Here is a 20,869-nt window from a genome sequence, read left to right as displayed (position 1 = left end):
AAGAATGAAAAATAATACAATATTCCTTTTATTTATTTTTAGTCTTGGTATCGTATTTTGCCATAATACGTATGCACAGACTGATACCGAATATAGGACTGTCTCAGGGCAGATAGTAGATAAGGATAATGAACCAGTTGCAAAGGCTAAAGTGATTACTGTTTTAGCAAAAAATGTTGTTGAAACTGGCGAAAATGGAGAATTTACAGTAGAGATTTCTGGTGAAGAAGCAGATTTCTTAAGAGTAGTAAAGAAAGGCTACGAAAGCCAAAGCATGTTTGTTTCTGCAGATCTTGAAGCTCCTATTGTTTTACAAGAAGCTCCTTATTTATATGGGACTAATGATCTTAAGATTCCATATTTAGATCTAAAATCTTCTAAGAATGTTTCAGCAATAAATACCATTACTGGGGAAGAGTTAAGAACATTCCCTTCTATTCAATTTTTAGAAGCTTTAGAAGGAAGATTACCTGGGTTAACAATGAGTCAAAATGATTACACTCCTGGAGCCGAATGGGTGACAGGTTTAGTAAGAGGTGAAGCAGCCATTTACTATATCGATGGGATTCAAAGAAACCCAAGAGACTTAACTGTTTACGAAATTGATAAAGTAGAAGTGATCAAGGATTTCTCTGGAAGAGCAACGCTTGGAACCAGCGGGGCAAGTCCAATTGTTTGGATCACCACAATAAAAGGGCAGGAAAATAAGAATGAAATTAATATTACTGCTGAAACTGGTTATAGTGAAGCAGCAAACTTACCTAATTACCTAGATTCTTATAACTACGCAACTTTATATAACGAGGCTTTAGCTAATGATGGTTTAGATCCTTTATATTCTCAGGAAGCTTTAGATGCGTATCAAACCGGAAATAATACACTGCGATATCCTAATGTCGATTATTACGATCGTTATGTAAAGGATTTTAGCCGATTTACTCGTGCTAATGTAGATTTTCAGGGAGGATCAGATAAGGTTACTTATTTCTCGAATTTAAATTATGTTGGTTCTGGCGGTTACGAAGAAGTAGGCCAGGAAACTACTTATGATAGGTACAAGATTAGAGGAAATGTAGATATAAAATTAACCGATTTTATGCGAATGAACATTAACCTTTCTGGTACTTATGGTAGAGCTGAATTCCCTAATCAAGGAGATGGCGCTGCTCGTTATAATATGTTTAGTATTTTATCATCTTACCCATCTAATGCAACGCCAATTTGGTATGAAGATCAATTGATCGTAAGTGATAATTATCCTGTTAACCTAACTAACGAATTGGTTTATGGCGGGTATGCAGAGTCTACCGAATTGAACACGCAAAATTTGGTGTCATTATTAATAGATCTTGAAAGCGTAGCTAAAGGTCTAGAATTTTATGCAAGTGCAGCTTTAGATGCGAACAATGTTTTAGTAAATAACCTTGGTGGAACTGCGGCACTTTATAGAAGAGTTACAGGAACAGATAATGAATTGGAGCGTGTAGTAGAGCAGGAAGTACAGTCTAACATGTATAATGGGGACGATTCTTATGATCGTCGCATTAGTGCAATGGCTAATCTTAGCTATAAGTTCGTAAAAGAGGAACATGACCTGGATTTAGATCTTTCTTACTATCAATCTATGCAGGAAAATCGTGTTGTGATTAGAAACTATCAGCCAGATCGTATTCAGGATCTAGGTTTTAGAGCAAATTATCTTTACGATGGTAAGTACGCTTTACAGTTTGATGCTTCATACACCGGGAACATGAGATTACCTGATGGGGAACGATTCAATTTTTATCCAACTGTAGGTGCGTCATGGAATGTATCTGAAGAATCTTTCTTAAAAAACAGCAATGTTTTAGATTATTTAAAACTGTATTCTTCTTACGGAATAATGGGAGTAAATAACTTCAATTTCGGCGGGACTTATAACCCATATTATTTGTACGAAACGCTATGGCAAAATGTTGGTACTTGGAGTAGTGGTATAGAAGGACAGCGTAGTGGAGCAGATAATATTTACGAAGTGCTTCAGTATGGTAGTACAGGTTTTTCTTTACCAGAGAGACAGTATTTCAACATAGGGTTTAAATCTGAATTTTTTGATAGAAAGATTGCTTTAGAGGCGAATTACTTCGATCAAAAAGATGTGGGTATTTTATCACCAATGAGCAATTTCACGCCTTCAATTTATGGAACAGGCGGATTTTTACCAATTCAGAATTTCGAGGAGTCTCGTAACTATGGTGTAGATGGAATGATTCAGTATAACGATCAATTTGGAGACTTTAAGGTTTCACTTGGTGTAAATGCCATGTATTTAAGAAGTAAAAACCTAGTGGTAGATGAACCTGCTGCGCTTGCTGAATATAGACAGCGTGCAGGTTATGGTAACGATGTGTTTTTTGGATATAATGCTTTAGGATTATATCAGTCTCAATCTGAAATTGATTCTAGAGGAGTTACTCAAAGCTGGGGAACTTTAGCTCCCGGAGATATTATGTACGAAGATTATAATAATGATGGCGTAATTACAGAGCAGGATATTCATGCTATAGGCCATAGACCTAGAATTGCTTATGGTATTAATATCTCTTTAGCTTATAAAGGTTTTGATCTTTTTGTTTTGGCGAATGGTAGAGCAAATGGAGAGGTTATATTGGGTAATGTTAATGAAGACAATGAAAGTATATTAGATAATTCATATTTTTTAAATAATTCAACTAATAACAACTACTCTGAAGCAATGCTAGATCGTTGGCCGGTAAGTAATAATGTGCCAAGATTAACAACAGTATCTCAGAATAATCATCAGGTTTCTTCATTCTGGTTAGAAGATGGGGCATATTTAAATCTAAGAAATGTTCAGTTAGGATATACCTTCCCAAATAATATTTCCAGAAAACTGAATATGCAAGAGCTTAAGTTATTCCTTAGAGGTCGTAATCTGGCTTCATTTTCTAAAATACATAGCGAATATGGCTTAAATCCAGAAAGTCTTAGTTCAGGGATCTCTATGTATCCTATTAGTAGAACACTAACCTTTGGTTTAAGTACAAAATTTTAATGCGATGAAAATTTATAAAACACTTCTATTTACGGGCATTTTATCAGCAATGATATCATGTGATTATGTAGAGCCATATCCAATACAAGATCAATCAGACGAGGATCTTTGGAGTCACGCCAATTACGGTGAAGGTTTGCTTACCAGAGCTTATACCGGTTTAAATACTGATATTGATGAGCAAATATCTATGGATACGTATACAGATAATGCTGTTCCTGCTACACCGGGGCAAAATGCGATAGCTGTTGGTAACTGGACGGTAGAAAACAATCCTATTGGTAAATGGACAGAGAATTACAATAATATAAAGTATATCAATATATTTTTAGAACATGCAGAGGATCTTATTTACTCGGTTTCAGATCCTGTTCAAAACGATATTGAAAATAGTCAGCGTATAGGTGAAGCTTATTTCTTAAGAGCCTGGTATCATGCTGAACTTTTAAAGCAATATGCTGGAGAAGTAGATGGGCAAATAATGGGAATCCCAATTGTAACCACTCCGTTAGAGGAAGCAGAAACTTTGGATCTTCCAAGAAATACTTACGAAGAAGTTGTTGCGCAAATTGTTAGTGATTGTGATTTAGCGATAGAAAGATTACCACTAATGTATAATAATGGTAGTGAAACATTTTCTGGTCTTGCCAATCGTGGTAGAGGATCTGGTTTAGGTGCGATAGCTTTAAAAGCAAGAGTTTATCTAAATGCAGCCAGTCCCGCTTATGGACCTTCTACGAGCGATCTTTGGTTAAGAGCTGCTAATGCTGCTGTAGAAGCTATGGATGCTTCTGGTGGTTTAACAGACCTTTCTCCATTTGGAAATTTTAATGATGCAGATAATTTTGAGAATATCTGGATTCAGCCAACTTATATATCTAATGGACTAGAGAGCACTTACTATCCTCCGTCTTTATATGGTTCAGGTAATATAAATCCTTCTCAGAATCTTGTAGATGCTTTTCCAGCTGCAGATGGTTATCCAATAGAAGATAGCGATTTATACGCTGAAGATGCTCCTTATGAAAATAGAGATCCACGATTCGAGCGATTCATTTTTTATAATGGAGATGATTATAACGGTAATATCATAGAAACATTTGTTGGTGGGCAGGATGCTGCTGGTGGATTAAATCAGCAGGGAACTCGCACAGGATATTACATGAAAAAGCAATTAAGTATGAATGTTCGTTTAACTCCCGGTGATGCTACAACAGACGAGAAATTTAAAGTGTATTTAAGCCGAACAGAGCTTTATTTAAATTTTGCTGAAGCTGCTAACGAAGCACTTGGTCCAGACGATACTTCTTTAGGGTATTCTGCCGCTCAGGTAATGGAAACCATTAGAAGAAGAGCCGGTATAGATTCTGATGCTGAGGTTGAAGGATTTCAGGACGAATACTTAACGCAGCAATCTATGGCTGGAACAGATGCTTTTAGAGATTTTATTCATAACGAAAGAAGAATCGAACTGTCTTTTGAAGGTTTCAGATTTTGGGATACCAGAAGATGGAATGATGAGTTAAATCACACGATCGAAGGGGTTAGAATAACTCCGTCTGGAGATGGTGAGTATACGTATAACTACATAGATGTAGAGCAGCACCAGTATCAGGAATATATGAGATATGTTCCGCTTCCTTTCGAGCAGGTACTTATAATGGATAATTTATCGCAAAATGATGGTTGGAATTAAAAAGTTCAATAATACTATGAAAAGATTACTAATATTAATTTTTGTAGCGTCTATTTTTACGGCTTGTTATGATGATTACCGTGTAGATTATTCGCATACAACAGTGGCTTTTACTACTGCAGATGGTGGTTCTGGTGATCCAGATACGATGTGGAGAACGGTAGTAAAAGACGAAGGCTTAAACCTGGATTTTGGGGTTTATTTGGCCGGAGTTATAGAAAATAATGAAGAACGTTATGTTAGCTACGATATCGATCCTTCTTTGTTAACCGGGACAGATTACGAACTTTTACCTTCAGATTATTACGATCTAAGTAATCCAGAAGAATTTGTAATACCTTCAGGAAATATTATAGGTAGCGTAAATATCGCTTTAGATTCAACACGTTTTTTAAATGATCCATTGGCAACAGAAAGACATTACGCCTTGCCATTTAGATTAACTGAAACTAATGCAGATTCTATTTTATCTACGCAAAGTACAAAGGTTTTGGTACTTAGTTATATGAATAGATTTCATGGATATTACGATCAAGATGTTACTTATACAACTTACGATCTTGAAGGAAATGAATTAAACTCTGGCGCAATCGAAAATGTAATTAATGGGACAACACTTTCTAACGATCTTTTTAGAACAGATGGAATGATCTTTAGAGGTAGTGATTTTATGATGAATGTTAATCCTACAGATCATGATAATGTGACCTTAGAATATTATCCAAATCCTAATGCAGATAATGCTCCGCAAAACGTAGCTGTTACAGATGAAGGTGTTGCACTTGCTACTTCTTATGTTTCATCCTGGGAGAATATCAATGCGATAAAAGATGATTATACACCATCAAGCAGTACAGATAAAGGAGATGGCGCTTACGGAAACTGGCCAAACGACGATGTTTGGAACTGGGTAGAATACGATTATGGTGATAATGTGTATAATTTCACCTTATCGCAAATTTACTGGTGGACAGATAACGGCGGAATTTTAATTCCTTACGATGCTTATATGGAATACTGGGATATGGAAACCGAGGCCTGGGTTAGAGTAGAGAACGAAGTTGGTGTAAATGCAAACATGTTTAATGATACAGAACTTTCAGTAACTACAAACCGTCTAAGAATGCATTTTGTAGCGACAGCTTCACAGGGAATCTTAGAATGGAGAACCTGGGGAACTCCGGTGCCAAGTGCCGAAGAGCAATCTGCAGTATCTGGTATTACCATGCTAGATGGCGAAGAAAACTCTTACGATCCAGAGACCTCTACTTTTACACTGAATTATAGAATCGATTACGAGTTTAACGATTTTTATACCATCGTAAATTCTAATCTTGTATGGAGAAACCGTATAAGAGATGGGGTTAACGAATGGAGAAGATAAATTTGAATTTAGTTTAGTTTTAAAAGCAGGGGATATTCTAAATATTTCCTGCTTTTTTATTCATTTAAATTTTAATTTTAAGAAATTTGAAAGTGCCTTTTCTATAGGCCGATATTGTATAAAAAAAGGAAGAATTTTTTTCTTCGGAAATTTATAAACTCATGAAAAAACACCTGATTTTTATCTCATTTTGCGCCCTAATGATTCAAAATGTGCTTGCTTTTCAGCAAAATACAGATCTTCAGTATCAAATCTCGTTCGAAAACGCCAAAGATCACTATGCTGAGGTAAAACTTCAGTATAAAAACCTAAAATCTACAGAAAATACGCTGGTGCTACCGGTTTGGACGCCAGGTTATTATATGATTTTGGATAATCCTGCCCATATTATCGATTTTGAAGTAAAAACTACTTCAGGAGAACTTGTAAAATGGCAAAAAACTTCAAAAAATAAATGGCTTATCGAAAATGACCAAAATGAGAAAATAGTTGTAAGTTATCGGGTGTTCGCGAATCGAAAATCGGTGGCCGAATCTAATATTTCAGAAGAAAAAGCCTTTTTAACCAATACCGATATTTTTATGTTTCCTGAAGATAAGATCAATACTCCGGTCAGTCTTCAGATTAAATTACCTGAACAATGGCAAGAGATCGCCACAGGATTAAAAGAGCTTGAAAATGGCCATTTTTATGCTGAAAATTTTGATATTCTTTATGATAGTCCGTTTTATTTAGGCAACCAGAAAATTATCGAATTTCAGCAATTAGGCAAAGATGTTACCTTATCTATCGCTACTCCTGAAGGTTTAGATGAACAGAAATTCACTAAAGATATTCGTGAAATTATGCTGCGAACTACAGATCTTATGCAACATATTCCGTTTGAAGATTACACCTTTATTATGATGGAGCCAGGCGGCGGCGGTTTAGAACATTGGAATTCTCAGGCAGTTTTCACTTACGGAAGTATGGATTTTAAGAACGATCACGCGTATAAATCCTTCATGAATTTTCTTACGCACGAGTATTTTCATTTATACAATGTAAAAGCCATAAGGCCAATAGAATTAGGGCCGTTTGATTATAGCAAAGAAAATTATACCACGATGCTTTGGGTAGCAGAAGGTTTTACCGTGTACTATGAATACATGATTATGCGCGACGCGGGATTATTAACTTCCCAGGATGTTTTAGACTTTTTAAGCAGTCATTTTAAAGCTATAGAAAATAAAGAAGGTAAAGATCATATGTCTTTAGAAAGATCGAGTTTCGATGTTTGGAACCACTTTTTAAATAACGACGAGATCACCAACGAAACTACAATTTCGTATTACCAAAAAGGGCCAATTATTGGGCTGCTTTTAGATATTGCGATTCGTCATGAAAGTGAGAACGAAAAATCTCTAGATGATGTGATGCGCTATTTGTACAACGAATATTATCGCAAACAGGGAAGAGGTTATACTGAAGATGAATTTTGGCAAACAGTGGCTACAATGGCCGGTAATTCTTTAGATGAAATAAGAAGTTATGTAGAATCTACAGGAACACCAGACTATGAAAAATACCTGAAGCACGCCGCACTCGCGCTAGATATGTCTCTAGTAGATGACGAAAAAACTGAGATCGTAGAAAAAGAATATCAGCTTATAAAGATTGAAGCTGAAAACAAATTGCAATCTGAAATTAGAAATGCGCTTTTAAAAGAACATTAATCGGTTTGCTGCCTATATTGTGTAGGTGTCACTCCTTTTAATTCTTTAAACTTTCGGTTAAAATTGGCGATATTCTGAAACCCACAAAGTTCAGAGATCGCTGATACCGATAAGTCCTGATCTTTATATAATAATTTGCAGGCATGTTCTATTCTTATTTCGATTAAAAACTGAAAAAAAGTCTTGTTGGTTCTTTTCTTAAAATATCGACAAAAAGCATTTTTACTCATAAAAGCAATATCTGCAATATCGTCTAAAGAAATATTATCCTGAAAATTATCCATGGCGTATTGAAAAACATCGTTCATTCGTTTTCCTTCATCCTCGGTATATTTTTTCTGGTAAACGAACGAAGACAATGGCTGCCGCTCGGCATGCGTAAGTTCATTCAGTAATAATAATAAAGTAGCTACTCTTTCAATTTTACTTTGCCGCTTCAGATTATTAAAAAGATGAAACTTTTTTTCATCAGCCTTAATTTTCATTCCGTATTCAGATTCATCAAAAAACTTCTGTATTCCGCTAAGATCAGTTAGATTGAAAAATTCTTTTCCGAAGGACTTTTTGGTAAAAAATAAGGTGTACATGATAGAATTTGGATGAGCCTCTGCATCACTTCTAAAAACATGCGGAATATTTTCGCCTATAATAAGAATATCGTGGGGCTGATATTCGTTAATACTATCACCAACAATTAAAGAGCCGCTACCTTCCATAATATAGCTAATTTGTATCTCCTCGTGCTGGTGAAGTTTATCATAAAATATAATTTCATGGTCCTCCTGATAAACCAAAGCTTCCTTCTCTGGCTTAGGGATTTTAAATGGTAAGACTTTCATTGGTGTGAGTTTTTGTAAATATTATTAAAAAAAACCGAATTAGGCAATTTATATGGTAATATCGTATCAGGTTTAGCTAATCAATACAAATTGAAAGCGATTTAATGCATATATTTTTGTTAAAAAATTAAACACATGGCAATAAAATGGGAAGGGGTAATGCCCGCAGTAACCACTAAATTCACAAAAGACGACAAACTGGATTTAGTAACCTTTGAAAAGAACATTAACGCACAACTGGAAGCAGGTGTAAACGGAATCATCTTAGGAGGAACTTTGGGTGAAGCAAGTACTCTTACACCGGCAGAAAAGGAAACGCTTGTAAAGAAAACTTTAGAAATTACAGCAGGACAGGTGCCGGTAATCATTAATATTGCCGAGCAGTCTACTACTGAAGCGATTCAGGTTGCAAAAAATGCTGAAGCTTGGGGAGCACAAGGATTAATGTTGTTACCACCAATGCGTTATAAAGCAACAGATCACGAGACTGTAGTATATTTTAAAGAGATCGCAAAAAGCACATCGCTGCCAATTATGATCTATAACAACCCTGTAGATTATAAGATCGAAGTTACTATCGAGATGTTCGAAGAACTTTTAGCAGATTGTCCTACAATCGAAGCAGTAAAAGAATCTACTCGTGATATTAGTAATGTTACACGTTTAAAGAATAAATTTGGTGACCGTATCAAGATCTTATGTGGTGTAGATACATTAGCATTAGAGAGTATGGTAGCTGGTGCAGATGGTTGGGTTGCTGGTTTAGTAGCGGCTTATCCTGCAGAAACTGTAGCAATCTATAAATTAGTAAAAACAGAAGATATCGCAGAAGCTTTAAGAATCTACAGATGGTTTATGCCATTATTAGAATTGGATATTTCTCCGCAATTAGTACAAAATATCAAATTGGCTGAAGTTGCAACTGGTTTAGGGACCGAGTATGTAAGAGCGCCAAGATTAGTTTTACAGGGAGCTGAAAGAGAAAGAGTACAGGGAATCATTGATGCTGCAATGGCTGTAAGACCAGAATTAGTAGAATACAAATCTTTATAAATCAAGAAAACAGAAAGCATGATTACAGGAAAAAATTATATTGGTGAGGAGCTTTCAGGTAAAGGTGATGTTACCTTTAAAACTTTTGATCCAAAAGAAAATAAAGAAACTGCCGCTATTTTTACTGAAGCTACAACCCAGGAGGTTGATGCTGCTGTAGAAAAAGCGGCAGCCGCTTTTAAAGTGTATAAACAAAAATCTGATGCTGAAAAAGCTGGATTTTTAGAAGCAATTGCTGAGGAATTAGAGGCAAATGCTGAAGCTTTAAAGGAAATTTATAGAGCAGAATCTGGCTTACCAGAAGGACGTTCTAACGGAGAATTTGCTCGTACAACCGGGCAATTAAGAGCTTTTGCTACGATGCTTAAAGAAGGTAGCTGGGTAGAAGCTATTATTAGCAATCCTGAAGGAAAACCTGATATTAGAAGAATGCAGGTGCCTTTTGGACCGGTAGCTGTTTTTGGGGCAAGTAATTTTCCATTTGCATTTTCTACGGCTGGTGGAGATACTGCTAGTGCATTAGCATCGGGGTCTCCGGTTATCGTAAAATCTCATCCTTTACATGCAGGTACGGGAGAATTGGTTTCTGAAGCGATCATTAAAGCCGCTAAGAAAACCGGAATGCCAGATGGTGTTTTCTCCAATCTAAACAGTAAAGGAATTGAAGTAGGTGAGTGGATGGTAAAACATCCAAAAATAAAAGCGGTTGGATTTACCGGAAGTTACAAAGCAGGTACTGCGCTTACTAAATTAGCTGCAGATCGCCCAGAGCCTATTCCGGTTTATGCAGAAATGGGAAGTATTAATCCTGTTTTGGCTTTACCATCTGCTTTAGAAGCTAAAGGAGATTTTTGGGCCGAGCAATATGCTGGTTCGATCACTGCTGGATGTGGACAATTTTGTACAAATCCCGGACTAATTTTAGGAATAGAGAGCGCTGCTTTAGATAGTTTTGTTGAAAAATTAGGGGAAAATTTATCGAATCTTGCCCCTTCAGTGATGTTGAGTCCTGGGATTCAAAATCAATATGAAGCTTCAAAATCTGAAGTTTTAGCACAAGAAGGTTATACAGAAGTTAGCAAATACGATGGTGAAGTTGCGCCAAACTTTGGTAGACAGCAGGTAATCACCGTTTCTGGTGCTAATTTCCTTCAGAATAAAAACTTTCATAAAGAAGTATTTGGGCCATTTTCAGTAGTGGTGAAATGTAAAGATAAAACAGAACTGGCAGAAGTGCTTCAGCAATTAGAAGGACAGCTAACCGGTACGGTATTAAATTCCGAAGAAAAAGAATTAAGTGAATTTGCAACGATTATCGACACCTTAACCGATACTGTAGGTAGAATCATCTATAACAGTGTACCAACAGGTGTAGAAGTTTGTGCTGCGATGACGCATGGTGGGCCATTCCCGGCAACGTCTAATGCTAAATTTACTTCAGTAGGATTAACTGCGGTACAACGATGGGTAAGACCGGTTTCTTTCCAGGACTGGCCACAGGCATTGCTTCCGCAGGCACTAAAAGATGAAAATCCTTTAGGAATTTTACGTAATATCAATAATAAATACACAACAGATAGCTTATAGATTTTAATGGCAAGAAAAACTTTTTTTTGTGTTGATGCCCATACTTGTGGGAATCCGGTAAGAGTGGTTGCTGGTGGCGGCCCGTTTATCGAAGGAAAGAACATGAGTGAAAAGCGTCAAAATTTTATGCGGGAATACGATTGGATTCGTCGTGGTTTGATGTTTGAACCACGCGGTCACGATATGATGAGTGGAAGCATTTTGTTTCCACCTTCAGATCCCCAAAATGACTGCGGAATCCTTTTTATTGAAACCAGTGGATGTTTGCCAATGTGCGGGCATGGAACGATTGGTACCGTAACGGTCGCAATCGAAGAAGGTTTGGTTTCTCCCAAAAATCCTGGAACGCTAAGGCTGGAAACTCCGGCGGGACTTGTAAAAGTGAGTTATGTTCAGGAAGGAAAAAAAGTAAAATCGGTTAAAATCGTAAATATCAAATCGTATTTAGCAAAAGAAGATATTAGTGTACATAGCGATGTTCTTGGCGAATTAAAAGTTGATGTTGCGTACGGTGGTAATTTTTATGCTATTGTAGAAGTTCAGGCAAACTTTAAAGGTTTAGAGCATTACCAGGCCAGTGAATTAATTACGTGGAGCAGGGAGTTAAGAAGTAAATTAAACGAGGCCCACGAATTTATTCATCCAGAAGATCCTACGATCTTTGGTTTAAGTCATATCCAATGGACAGGTGCTGTGATCGATGAAACTTCTACCGCTCGTAATGCTGTTTTTTATGGCGATAAAGCTATAGATCGTTCACCTTGCGGTACAGGAACTTCAGCAAGAATGGCTCACTGGTATGCTAAAGGAAAGCTTAAAAAAGGTGATCTTTTTGTACACGAAAGTATTATTGGTAGTAAGTTTATTGGAAGAATAGAAGAAGAGACAGAATTAGGCGGTAAAAAAGCGATTGTGCCAAGTATAGAAGGTTGGGCAATGGTTACCGGTTATAATAATATCGTTATCGATGATGACGATCCTTATGCTCACGGATTTCAGGTACTTTAAAATTTAGATTATGAAGAGAGTTGCAATTATTGGTGGTGGAATTACTGGTTTATGCTCGGCTTATTATTTGGTAAAAGCCGGCCACGATGTTACCATAGTAGATAAAGGTAATATCACAGATGGCGCTTCTTTTATTAATGCAGGTTATGTGACTCCCAGTCATTTTGTGCCAATTGCAGAACCTGGAATGATTAACCAGGGAATTAAATGGATGTTCAATAATTCTAGTCCGTTTTATATAAAACCGCGATGGGATATGGATTTCTTCAAATGGTCCTGGTATTTCAAAAAATCTTCAACTAAACAAAAAGTAGCGAAAGCTATTCCTGTGCTTAAGGAATTAAATGAAAAAAGTAGAGACCTTTACGCTGAGATGTTAGCATCTTTAGATTTTGATTTTCACATGGAGCGTAAAGGTCTTCTTATGGTTTATAAAAGTGCGAAGAACGAAGAGCACGAAGCCAAACTTGCTGAAAAAGGAAAAGAATTAGGTCTGGATGTTAGTGTTTTGGATAAAAAGGCATTGCATGATCTGGAACCTCAGTTTAGCGAAGACGTTATTGGCGGAGTTCATTATGAATGTGATGCACATAGTACACCAAATCTCTTTATGAAAAACCTGAAAAAATGGTTGGATGATAAAGGGGTGAAATTTGTTTTAGAGGAAACGGTTACCGGTTTAGAAGTAGATGGAAAAACAATTAAAGCTATCACGACAGAAACCAATACTATAGAAGCCGACGAATTTATTATGGCTGCAGGAAGCTGGACCTTCCCGCTTGCTAAAAAATTAGGTCTTAATATTCCTATCCAACCCGGTAAAGGTTATAGTATGAATATTACCAGAGAGACTAATATTACTTTACCAGCAATTTTAACCGAAGCAAAAGTGGCGGTTACACCAATGGATGGCTTTACCAGATTTGCTGGAACGATGGAATTATCTGGTGATAACAGTACTATTTTACCAAATAGGGTAGAAGCGATTGCTAATGCAGCTTCAAGTTTTTATTCAGGATTCAAACTGACTTCAGAAGAAAAACAATCGGCTACCAGTGGGTTACGACCTGTTTCTCCAGATGGTTTACCGTTTATTGGAAAATCTTCAAAATTCAAAAATCTTAATGTCGCTGCTGGGCATGCGATGATGGGATGGAGTCTTGGCCCAATAACAGGTAAATTAATGTCTGAAATTATAGACGCTAATACTACTTCTGTTTTATTAGAACCATTTGATTTGGAGCGGTTTTAGTTTTAAGTTATACTGAATTTAGTGTTAACTAAAATCTTAAAATATTACATATTATATATAATAAATACGCATTAGGTTTAAAAAAAATAAAATTCTAGTTAATATAGTACAAGTATAAGCTAATATATTTTAGCAAATTCAGGAGAAGATCAACTAAATTTATTCTGAAAAATTTGCTATATGAAACGAAAATTTTTAGTTCTTTTTAATCTCCTGTGTTTTAGTAGTCTATTCGCTCAGGGAACAGTAGAAGATTATAAAAGAGCAGAATCCCTGGATACTCTTTTCAGAAATAAAGTTTTTAATACGCCAAGCAGTTTTAACTGGTTAAATAAAAACGAATTTTGGTATAAAAATAATACCAAGGAAGGAAGTGAATATGTTTTTGTAAATGCTGAGACACAAGAACAAAAATCAGCTTTTGATCATCAAAAACTAGCAGCTGCACTTTCAGAAAAATTAGAAAAGGACATTGAAAGTTCCAAAATCGATATTTCTAATCTAAAATTCGATGAAAATAAATCGAATTTGGAATTTCAGCTAGATACCATAAAATACAATATAGATCTTGCTGCATACAAGCTTAGCGTGATCGAAAATGTTCCGCGTAGAAATTGGGACAGAGGATACTGGGGTAGAAGAGGAAACGAGCGTGAAGGCGATCCTGTACCATCTCCGGATAAAAAATATACCGCTTTTATAAAGAATTCTAATCTTTATATAAAAGACAATAAAACAAAAAAAGAAACACAATTAAGTTTCGACGGTACCAAAGGTTTCTTTTATGCTGCAAATATTATCTGGTCGCCAAATAGCGAAAAAATAGTTGCGTATAAAGTAAGACCGGGAGAACAGCATGATATCTATTTTGTAGAATCCAGCCCAGACGATCAGCTTCAGCCAAAATTACATACCAGAGATTATACAAAGCCCGGAGATGAGTTGGATTTTAAGAGTCCGCAACTTTTTGATGTAACTTCTCAAAAGCACATTCCGGTAGCAACAGATCTTTTTAATGCTCAGTTTTCACTTTATAATTATCAATGGAAAGACGACAGTTCTTCGTTTACATTCGAGTTCAATCAGCGTGGTCACCAGACATACCGGGTAATTAAAGTTGATGCAAAAACAGGAAAAGCTACAGCGATAATCGATGAAACCAGCCCTACTTTTATCGATTATAGCGGTAAAAAGTATCGCCATGATGTAAAAGGAAAAGACGAGATTATCTGGGCATCAGAGCGTGATGGATACAATCACCTTTACCTTTACGATAGCAATACCGGGAAGGTTAAAAATCAAATAACTTCAGGAAACTGGCCGGTTAGAAAAGTAGTGGAAGTAGATGACGAAAATCGCCAAATTTATTTCACTGCCAGCGGTCTGGATAAAGGCCAGGATCCTTATTTGATCCATTATTGCCGAATTGATTTCGACGGAATGAATTTCACCCGTTTTACTTCTGAAAACGGAAACCATAAAGTGACTTTTTCTCCAGATAAAGAATATTACGTAGATCAATATTCCAGAGTAGATATGCCGGCAGTAACTGTTCTGAAAAAAACAGGTAAGAAAAAGCCAATATTAGCTTTAGAAGAAGGAGATATTAGTGAATTAGAAAAAACAGGCTGGAAACAACCTGAAGTTTTTACCGCAAAAGGAAGAGATGGCGAAACTGATATTTGGGGAATTATCGTAAGACCTACCAATTTTGATCCTTCAAAAACATATCCCATCATCGAATATATTTATGCAGGGCCGCACGATTCTTTTGTTCCGAAGGAATTCAGTAGTTATTACTGGGCATTAAGCTCTTTAGCTGAACTTGGATTTATCGTGGTACAGATCGACGGGATGGGAACTTCTAACAGATCTAAAGCCTTTCATGATGTATGCTGGCAAAATTTAAAAGACGCCGGTTTCCCAGATCGTAAATTATGGATCACTGCTGCGGCTGAAAAATATCCTTATATGAATGCCGATAAAGTGGGTATTCGAGGTACTTCTGCCGGTGGACAAAGTGCAGGTGCTGCTTTGGTTTTTAATTCAGATTTTTATGATGTTGCCGTAGCTTCTTGTGGTTGTCACGATAACAGAATGGATAAGATTTGGTGGAACGAACAATGGATGGGATATCCAATTGGCCCACATTATGCGGCAAATTCAAATATCGAAAATGCAGCCCAATTGCAGGGAAATTTAATGCTTATCGTTGGGGAAGTAGATGATAATGTAGACCCTGCATCTACCATGCAATTTGCAGATGCCTTGATAAAAGCCAATAAAGATTTTGATTTGGTGGTTTTACCGGGAGAAAATCATACTTCTGGAGGTGTTTTTGGCGAACGTAAACGAAGAGACTTTTTCGTGAAGCATTTATTAGAGGTAGATCCGCCATCATGGGACAAGGTTTACAACTAATCCACTAAGAATCGTAGAAACAAGCTTAATTTTTTATACCGAAAGATTTATAATATGAAATTGTACAAAATTGTCACCTGTTTTATTTGCGCTATGATCGCAGGATTAGTTGAAGTCCGCGCTCAGGGTGATCAAATTCTTGACGGAATTGGAGAAACAGGTTTAATTGCCCGCTATGTTTTTGATAAGGATGCCAAGGATTGGTCTCGTAATAACCTGCATGCAACGATTAAAGGTGACGCGAAATTTGTAAAAGACGAGTTATTTAAAAATGTGCTGTCACTTTCAGGAGATGCATATATCTCTTTACCATCTTCCGCATTAAGCAATGTTGAGTCGGTTAGTATGGTTGGTTGGGTCAAGTTAAATTCGACAGATACTGACCAAATTCTTTTTGACTTCGGAAAAAATAAAAATACGCACGCTTATTTGGCTCCCTTCGGAATTGGAGAAACGAAAGATTTCACAGCTGAAGTCGCTAAAAATTCAAGCAAAAAATACAAATTATCGACTTCTGTAGCTGAAGTTCCAAAAGATCGTTGGTCGCATTTGGTATTGGTAATCGATGTTCCTTCGAAAGCTATAAAAACCTATATCAACGGCGTTCAGGTAAGTTTAGAAGAAGATATCGATCTTGAATTATCAGATGTTTTTAATGTAGAATCTGGCGAAGAAAACGAATTATATATTGGTCGATCTATTGCTGAAGACAAGCCTGCTTTAGATGCCAGTATTCATGATTTTAGACTTTATAGAATAGGACTTACCGATACTCAGGTAAAAGGAATTTTTGAAAATGCCTTTAAAAAGCGTGATGGTGTGGTAAACGAGCATAAAGAACCTCAGGATAACCTACCTGAATTTTCAAGAACCGCTCCGCAACTGTACAATGAGTTTTTAACTTCCGTAGAAGATATTGAAGTACAAACTGCAGTAGGCGTTTTACCAAGATTGCCAAGAACACTAGAAGGAACTTATAAAAATGGCTTAAAAGGACCAAAAGTAAAAGTAACCTGGCCAGCACCAACAGATAATAGCGAAGTTTTAAAAACCGGGACTTATACGGTAACTGGAAGCGTAGCCGGAACAGATTTGAAACCTAAAGCGACCGTTAATGTAGTGCAAACTATTGCTGCTGAAAAACCATCCAGAGCCTTAGAAGCTTTTGGTTTAGACGCGGTAAGTTTAGATGCCAATGCGAATGGCCAAAACACGAAATTCATTGAAAATCGTGATAAATTTATAAATACGCTTGCTGAAACCGATCCCGATTCATTCTTATATATGTTCAGAAATGCTTTTGGACAAGAGCAACCGGAAGGTGCAAAACCACTTGGCGTTTGGGATACGCAGGAAACAAAACTACGAGGCCATGCTTCTGGTCACTATTTAACGGCAATCGCACAGGCTTACGCAAGCAGTGGTTACGATAAAGAATTACAGCAAAATTTTGCCGATAAAATGGCGTATATGGTGAATACTTTATACGACTTATCGGAAATGTCTGGAAAGCCTGCTGAACAAGGTGGCGAATTCAACGCCGATCCAACTACGGTTCCTATGGGACCAGGAAAAGAGATCTATAGTTCAGATCTAAGTGAAGAAGGTATCCGTACCGATTATTGGAACTGGGGAGAAGGATTTATTAGTGCCTATCCACCAGATCAATTTATTATGCTGGAAGAAGGCGCTACTTATGGCGGACAGGAAACACAGGTTTGGGCACCATATTATACGCTTCATAAGATCCTTGCTGGATTAATGGATATCTATGAAGTAAGCGGAAACAAAAAAGCTTTAGCGGTTGCAGAAGGAATGGGAGACTGGGTGTATGCTCGTCTTAATGAGTTACCAACCGAAACCCTTATTAGCATGTGGAATCGCTATATCGCTGGAGAGTTTGGTGGAATGAACGAAGCTATGGCACGTTTATATAGAATCACAGGAAAAGATGCTTATTTAGAAACCGCCCGACTTTTTGATAATATCAAAGTATTTTTCGGGGACGCCAATCATTCTCATGGTTTAGCTAAAAACGTAGATACTTTTAGAGGATTACATGCCAATCAACATATCCCACAGATCGTTGGTGCGTTGGAAATGTATCGTGATTCAGATAAATCGGAATATTTTAATGTAGCCGATAACTTTTGGGTGAAAGCTACTAACGATTATATGTACAGTATTGGTGGTGTTGCCGGAGCCAGAAATCCTGCAAATGCCGAATGTTTTATAGCACAACCGGGAACTTTATACGAAAATGGTTTATCTGCCGGTGGGCAAAACGAAACCTGTGCAACTTACAATATGCTAAAACTTACTCGTAATTTATTCCTTTACGAGCAGCGCCCGGAACTTATGGATTATTACGAACGCGGCTTATACAATCATATTTTAGCTTCAGTAGCTGAAGATTCTCCGGCAAACACCTATCATGTTCCGTTGCGTCCTGGATCAAGAAAAAGTTTTGGAAACCCAAATATGACCGGTTTTACCTGTTGTAATGGTACAGCTTTAGAGAGCAGTACAAAACTTCAGAATTCGATCTATTTTAAAGGAGCAGATAATAAATCTTTATACGTGAATCTATACGTGCCATCGACCTTGCATTGGCATGAAGAGAAAATAAAAGTGACACAGGAAACTAATTTCCCTAAAGAAGATCATACCAAATTAACGATTAACGGTAAAGGAAAGTTCGATCTTAAATTACGTGTACCAGGTTGGGCAACTAAAAGATTTATCGTTAAAATCAACGGTAAAGAAGAAAGTGTAGAAGCTACACCAGGAACGTATTTAACGCTAAGTAGAAAGTGGAGAGATGGTGATACGGTAGAATTAACAATGCCATTTGGTTTCCATTTAGATCCTGTGATGGATCAGCAAAATATCGCAAGTTTATTTTATGGTCCTGTGTTATTAGCAGCGCAGGAAGACGAACCAAGAACAGAATGGCGTAAAGTGAATTTTGATGCTGAAGATATTGGAGCATCAATTAAAGGAAATCCAGAGGAGCTTACTTTCGAGATCGACGGGATTATCTACAAACCATTTTACGAAACCTATGGTAGACATTCAGTGTATCTGGATGTAGATCTTGAATAATACTTTTTTATCAGAATTCTAAAACCTAATATCTCAGATTACATTATGAAGAAATTATTAAGTTGTCTTTTCGTATTTATAAGCCTTTCCAGTAGCATTTATGCTAATGAAATGATCGATGTAATTAACACCTTTAGAGCCGATAAATTTGCGTTAAGACGTACTTATAATATTCGTGAATCTAAAGAATACTACGAGCGTTACAATCAATTTTATTCAGCATGGGAAACCAAACTAAAGGATATTGATTTTAATGGTTTATCGAAAGATGGAAAAGCAGATTATGTGCTTTTAAGAAACCTGATCGAAAAAGAAGAATATTTGCTAAATCAGGATTACGATGCTTTCAAGGAAGTTGCGTCTGTAGTTGATTTTGCAGATAATTTGTACTCTTTTATTAAGCAAAGAAGAAGAGGAAATCAGCCAGATGCAAAAGCTTTGGCGATGGCTTTTAATGATGCTGAAAAGAAGATTTCAGAAAAAATAAAAGCGCTTAAAAATAACGAATTTGAAGATTGGTTGAAGGCTGAAAAGGCTGCAGCGATCATTTATTCGCTTCAACGTGGTTTAGGAGAAGCCTATAAGTTCTATTATGATTACGATCCAGATTTTACCTGGTGGATGAAGACTCCGTATGCTTCTTTAGATCAAAAACTGAAGGAATATGCTGAATTTCTTAGCGAAAACTATTCAAAAGATAGTCAGAAAGACGACGGCAGCGGAATTATAGGAAAACCGGTAGGTAGAAAAACATTGATCAAAAACCTCGAATATGAGTTTATTCCGTACACTCCGGAAGAATTAATCGAAACTGCTGAAAGTCAGTTTGCATGGTGTAAAGCTGAAATGATCAAAGCGGCAAACGAAATGGGTTATGGTGACGATTGGAAAGCGGCTTTAGAGCACGTAAAAAACACCTATGTAGCGCCTGGAAAACAGCCAGAAGCGATTAATAGTTTATACGATCATTCAGTAGAATTTATCGAAGAGCGCGATCTAATTACGATCCCAGAGCTGGCAAAAGAAACCTGGGGAATGATCATGATGACGCCAGAAAGACAAAAAGTGAATCCGTTTTTTACCGGTGGATGGGAAATTAGTATCTCGTATCCAACAGAAGGAATGGAGCACGAAGATAAATTAATGAGTATGCGTGGTAATAATCCAAACTTCTCATTTCCTACCGTACAACACGAATTGCACCCGGGGCACAATCTTCAATTTTATATGAACCAGCGAAATAAACCTTATCGTAGTTCATTTGATACTCCTTTTTGGATGGAAGGTTGGGCACTTTACTGGGAAATCATTTTGTGGAATAAAGACTTCCCACGTACTCCGGAAGAAAAAATGGGAATGCTTTTTTGGAGAATTCACCGTTGTGCACGTATCATTTTCTCTTTAAAATACCAGTTAGGAGAATGGACTCCGCAACAATGTATAGACATGTTAGTAGACGAAGTAGGACATGAGTATGCCAATGCTGAAGCTGAAGTTCGCCGATCTTTTGCAACATCGTACACCCCGCCATTATATCAATTAGCGTATATGATCGGTGGACTTCAGTTTTATGCCCTTAGAAATGAACTTTTAGAAAAGGGATGGACAGAAAAAGAATTCCACGACCGCGTGATGAAAGAACATATGATGCCTGTGGCTGTACTTCGTTTGTTACTAGAAGACAAAGAAATTCCTAAAAATTATAAAGCAAACTGGAAGTTCTCAACCGAATTTAAGTAAATCATTACACTCAA

At 36.9% G+C, this 20,869-nt stretch carries 12 protein-coding genes; 11 read left to right on the top strand and 1 reads right to left on the bottom strand.

Annotated elements, in window-relative coordinates; all coding sequences use genetic code 11:
• Positions 1-4: 4 nt before the first annotated feature.
• The 4 genes from IIF7_RS18730 to IIF7_RS18710 all read left to right on the top strand — a co-directional run bounded on the left by IIF7_RS18730 (position 5) and on the right by IIF7_RS18710 (position 7,850).
• Positions 5-3,055: a SusC/RagA family TonB-linked outer membrane protein gene (locus tag IIF7_RS18730; protein ID WP_084843215.1), complete on the top strand. Its 3,051-nt coding sequence runs from the start codon at positions 5-7 to the stop codon at positions 3,053-3,055.
• 4 nt (positions 3,056-3,059) lie between these two features.
• Positions 3,060-4,751, top strand: a complete 1,692-nt coding sequence (locus IIF7_RS18725) for a RagB/SusD family nutrient uptake outer membrane protein (RefSeq protein ID WP_084843214.1) — start codon at positions 3,060-3,062, stop codon at positions 4,749-4,751.
• A gap of 16 nt (positions 4,752-4,767) precedes the next feature.
• Complete coding sequence (locus IIF7_RS18720; protein WP_176219008.1) at positions 4,768-6,135, top strand: DUF1735 domain-containing protein; 1,368 nt, start codon at positions 4,768-4,770, stop codon at positions 6,133-6,135.
• A gap of 161 nt (positions 6,136-6,296) precedes the next feature.
• On the top strand, positions 6,297-7,850 hold the full coding sequence (locus IIF7_RS18710; protein WP_084843211.1) for a M61 family metallopeptidase: 1,554 nt from the start codon (positions 6,297-6,299) through the stop codon (positions 7,848-7,850).
• Here IIF7_RS18710 and IIF7_RS18705 read toward each other — a convergent pair.
• The gene (locus tag IIF7_RS18705) at positions 7,847-8,689 is read right to left on the bottom strand and encodes a helix-turn-helix domain-containing protein (protein WP_084843210.1); all 843 of its coding nucleotides are present in this window, start codon (positions 8,687-8,689) and stop codon (positions 7,847-7,849) included. The genes IIF7_RS18710 and IIF7_RS18705 overlap by 4 nt on opposite strands.
• A 135-nt stretch (positions 8,690-8,824) precedes the next feature.
• Here IIF7_RS18705 and IIF7_RS18700 point away from each other — a divergent pair, with 135 nt between their 5' ends.
• From IIF7_RS18700 to IIF7_RS18670, 7 genes are all read left to right on the top strand, one after another.
• Positions 8,825-9,742: a dihydrodipicolinate synthase family protein gene (locus IIF7_RS18700; RefSeq protein ID WP_084843209.1), complete on the top strand. Its 918-nt coding sequence runs from the start codon at positions 8,825-8,827 to the stop codon at positions 9,740-9,742.
• Positions 9,743-9,760: 18 nt separating this feature from the next.
• Entirely contained in the window at positions 9,761-11,329 is a 1,569-nt protein-coding gene (locus IIF7_RS18695) for an aldehyde dehydrogenase (NADP(+)) (RefSeq protein ID WP_084843208.1), read from the top strand.
• Positions 11,330-11,335: 6 nt separating this feature from the next.
• Entirely contained in the window at positions 11,336-12,337 is a 1,002-nt protein-coding gene (locus IIF7_RS18690; RefSeq protein ID WP_084843207.1) for a 4-hydroxyproline epimerase, read from the top strand.
• A 10-nt stretch (positions 12,338-12,347) separates the two neighbouring features.
• Positions 12,348-13,589, top strand: coding sequence for an NAD(P)/FAD-dependent oxidoreductase (locus IIF7_RS18685; RefSeq protein ID WP_084843206.1), 1,242 nt, complete (start codon positions 12,348-12,350; stop codon positions 13,587-13,589).
• 180 nt (positions 13,590-13,769) lie between these two features.
• Positions 13,770-16,010, top strand: a complete 2,241-nt coding sequence (locus IIF7_RS18680) for a S9 family peptidase (protein WP_084843205.1) — start codon at positions 13,770-13,772, stop codon at positions 16,008-16,010.
• 54 nt (positions 16,011-16,064) lie between these two features.
• On the top strand, positions 16,065-19,115 hold the full coding sequence (locus IIF7_RS18675; RefSeq protein WP_084843204.1) for a beta-L-arabinofuranosidase domain-containing protein: 3,051 nt from the start codon (positions 16,065-16,067) through the stop codon (positions 19,113-19,115).
• Between the two features lie 45 nt (positions 19,116-19,160).
• The gene (locus tag IIF7_RS18670; RefSeq protein ID WP_084843203.1) at positions 19,161-20,855 is read left to right on the top strand and encodes a DUF885 family protein; all 1,695 of its coding nucleotides are present in this window, start codon (positions 19,161-19,163) and stop codon (positions 20,853-20,855) included.
• Positions 20,856-20,869: the final 14 nt, after the last annotated feature.

Origin of the sequence: Zunongwangia atlantica 22II14-10F7, assembly GCF_002094855.1 — a bacterium.
Classification (GTDB): domain Bacteria; phylum Bacteroidota; class Bacteroidia; order Flavobacteriales; family Flavobacteriaceae; genus Zunongwangia; species Zunongwangia atlantica.
Note: the sequence above shows the minus strand (reverse complement) of the source record. Positions and strands in the feature narration are given on the sequence as shown.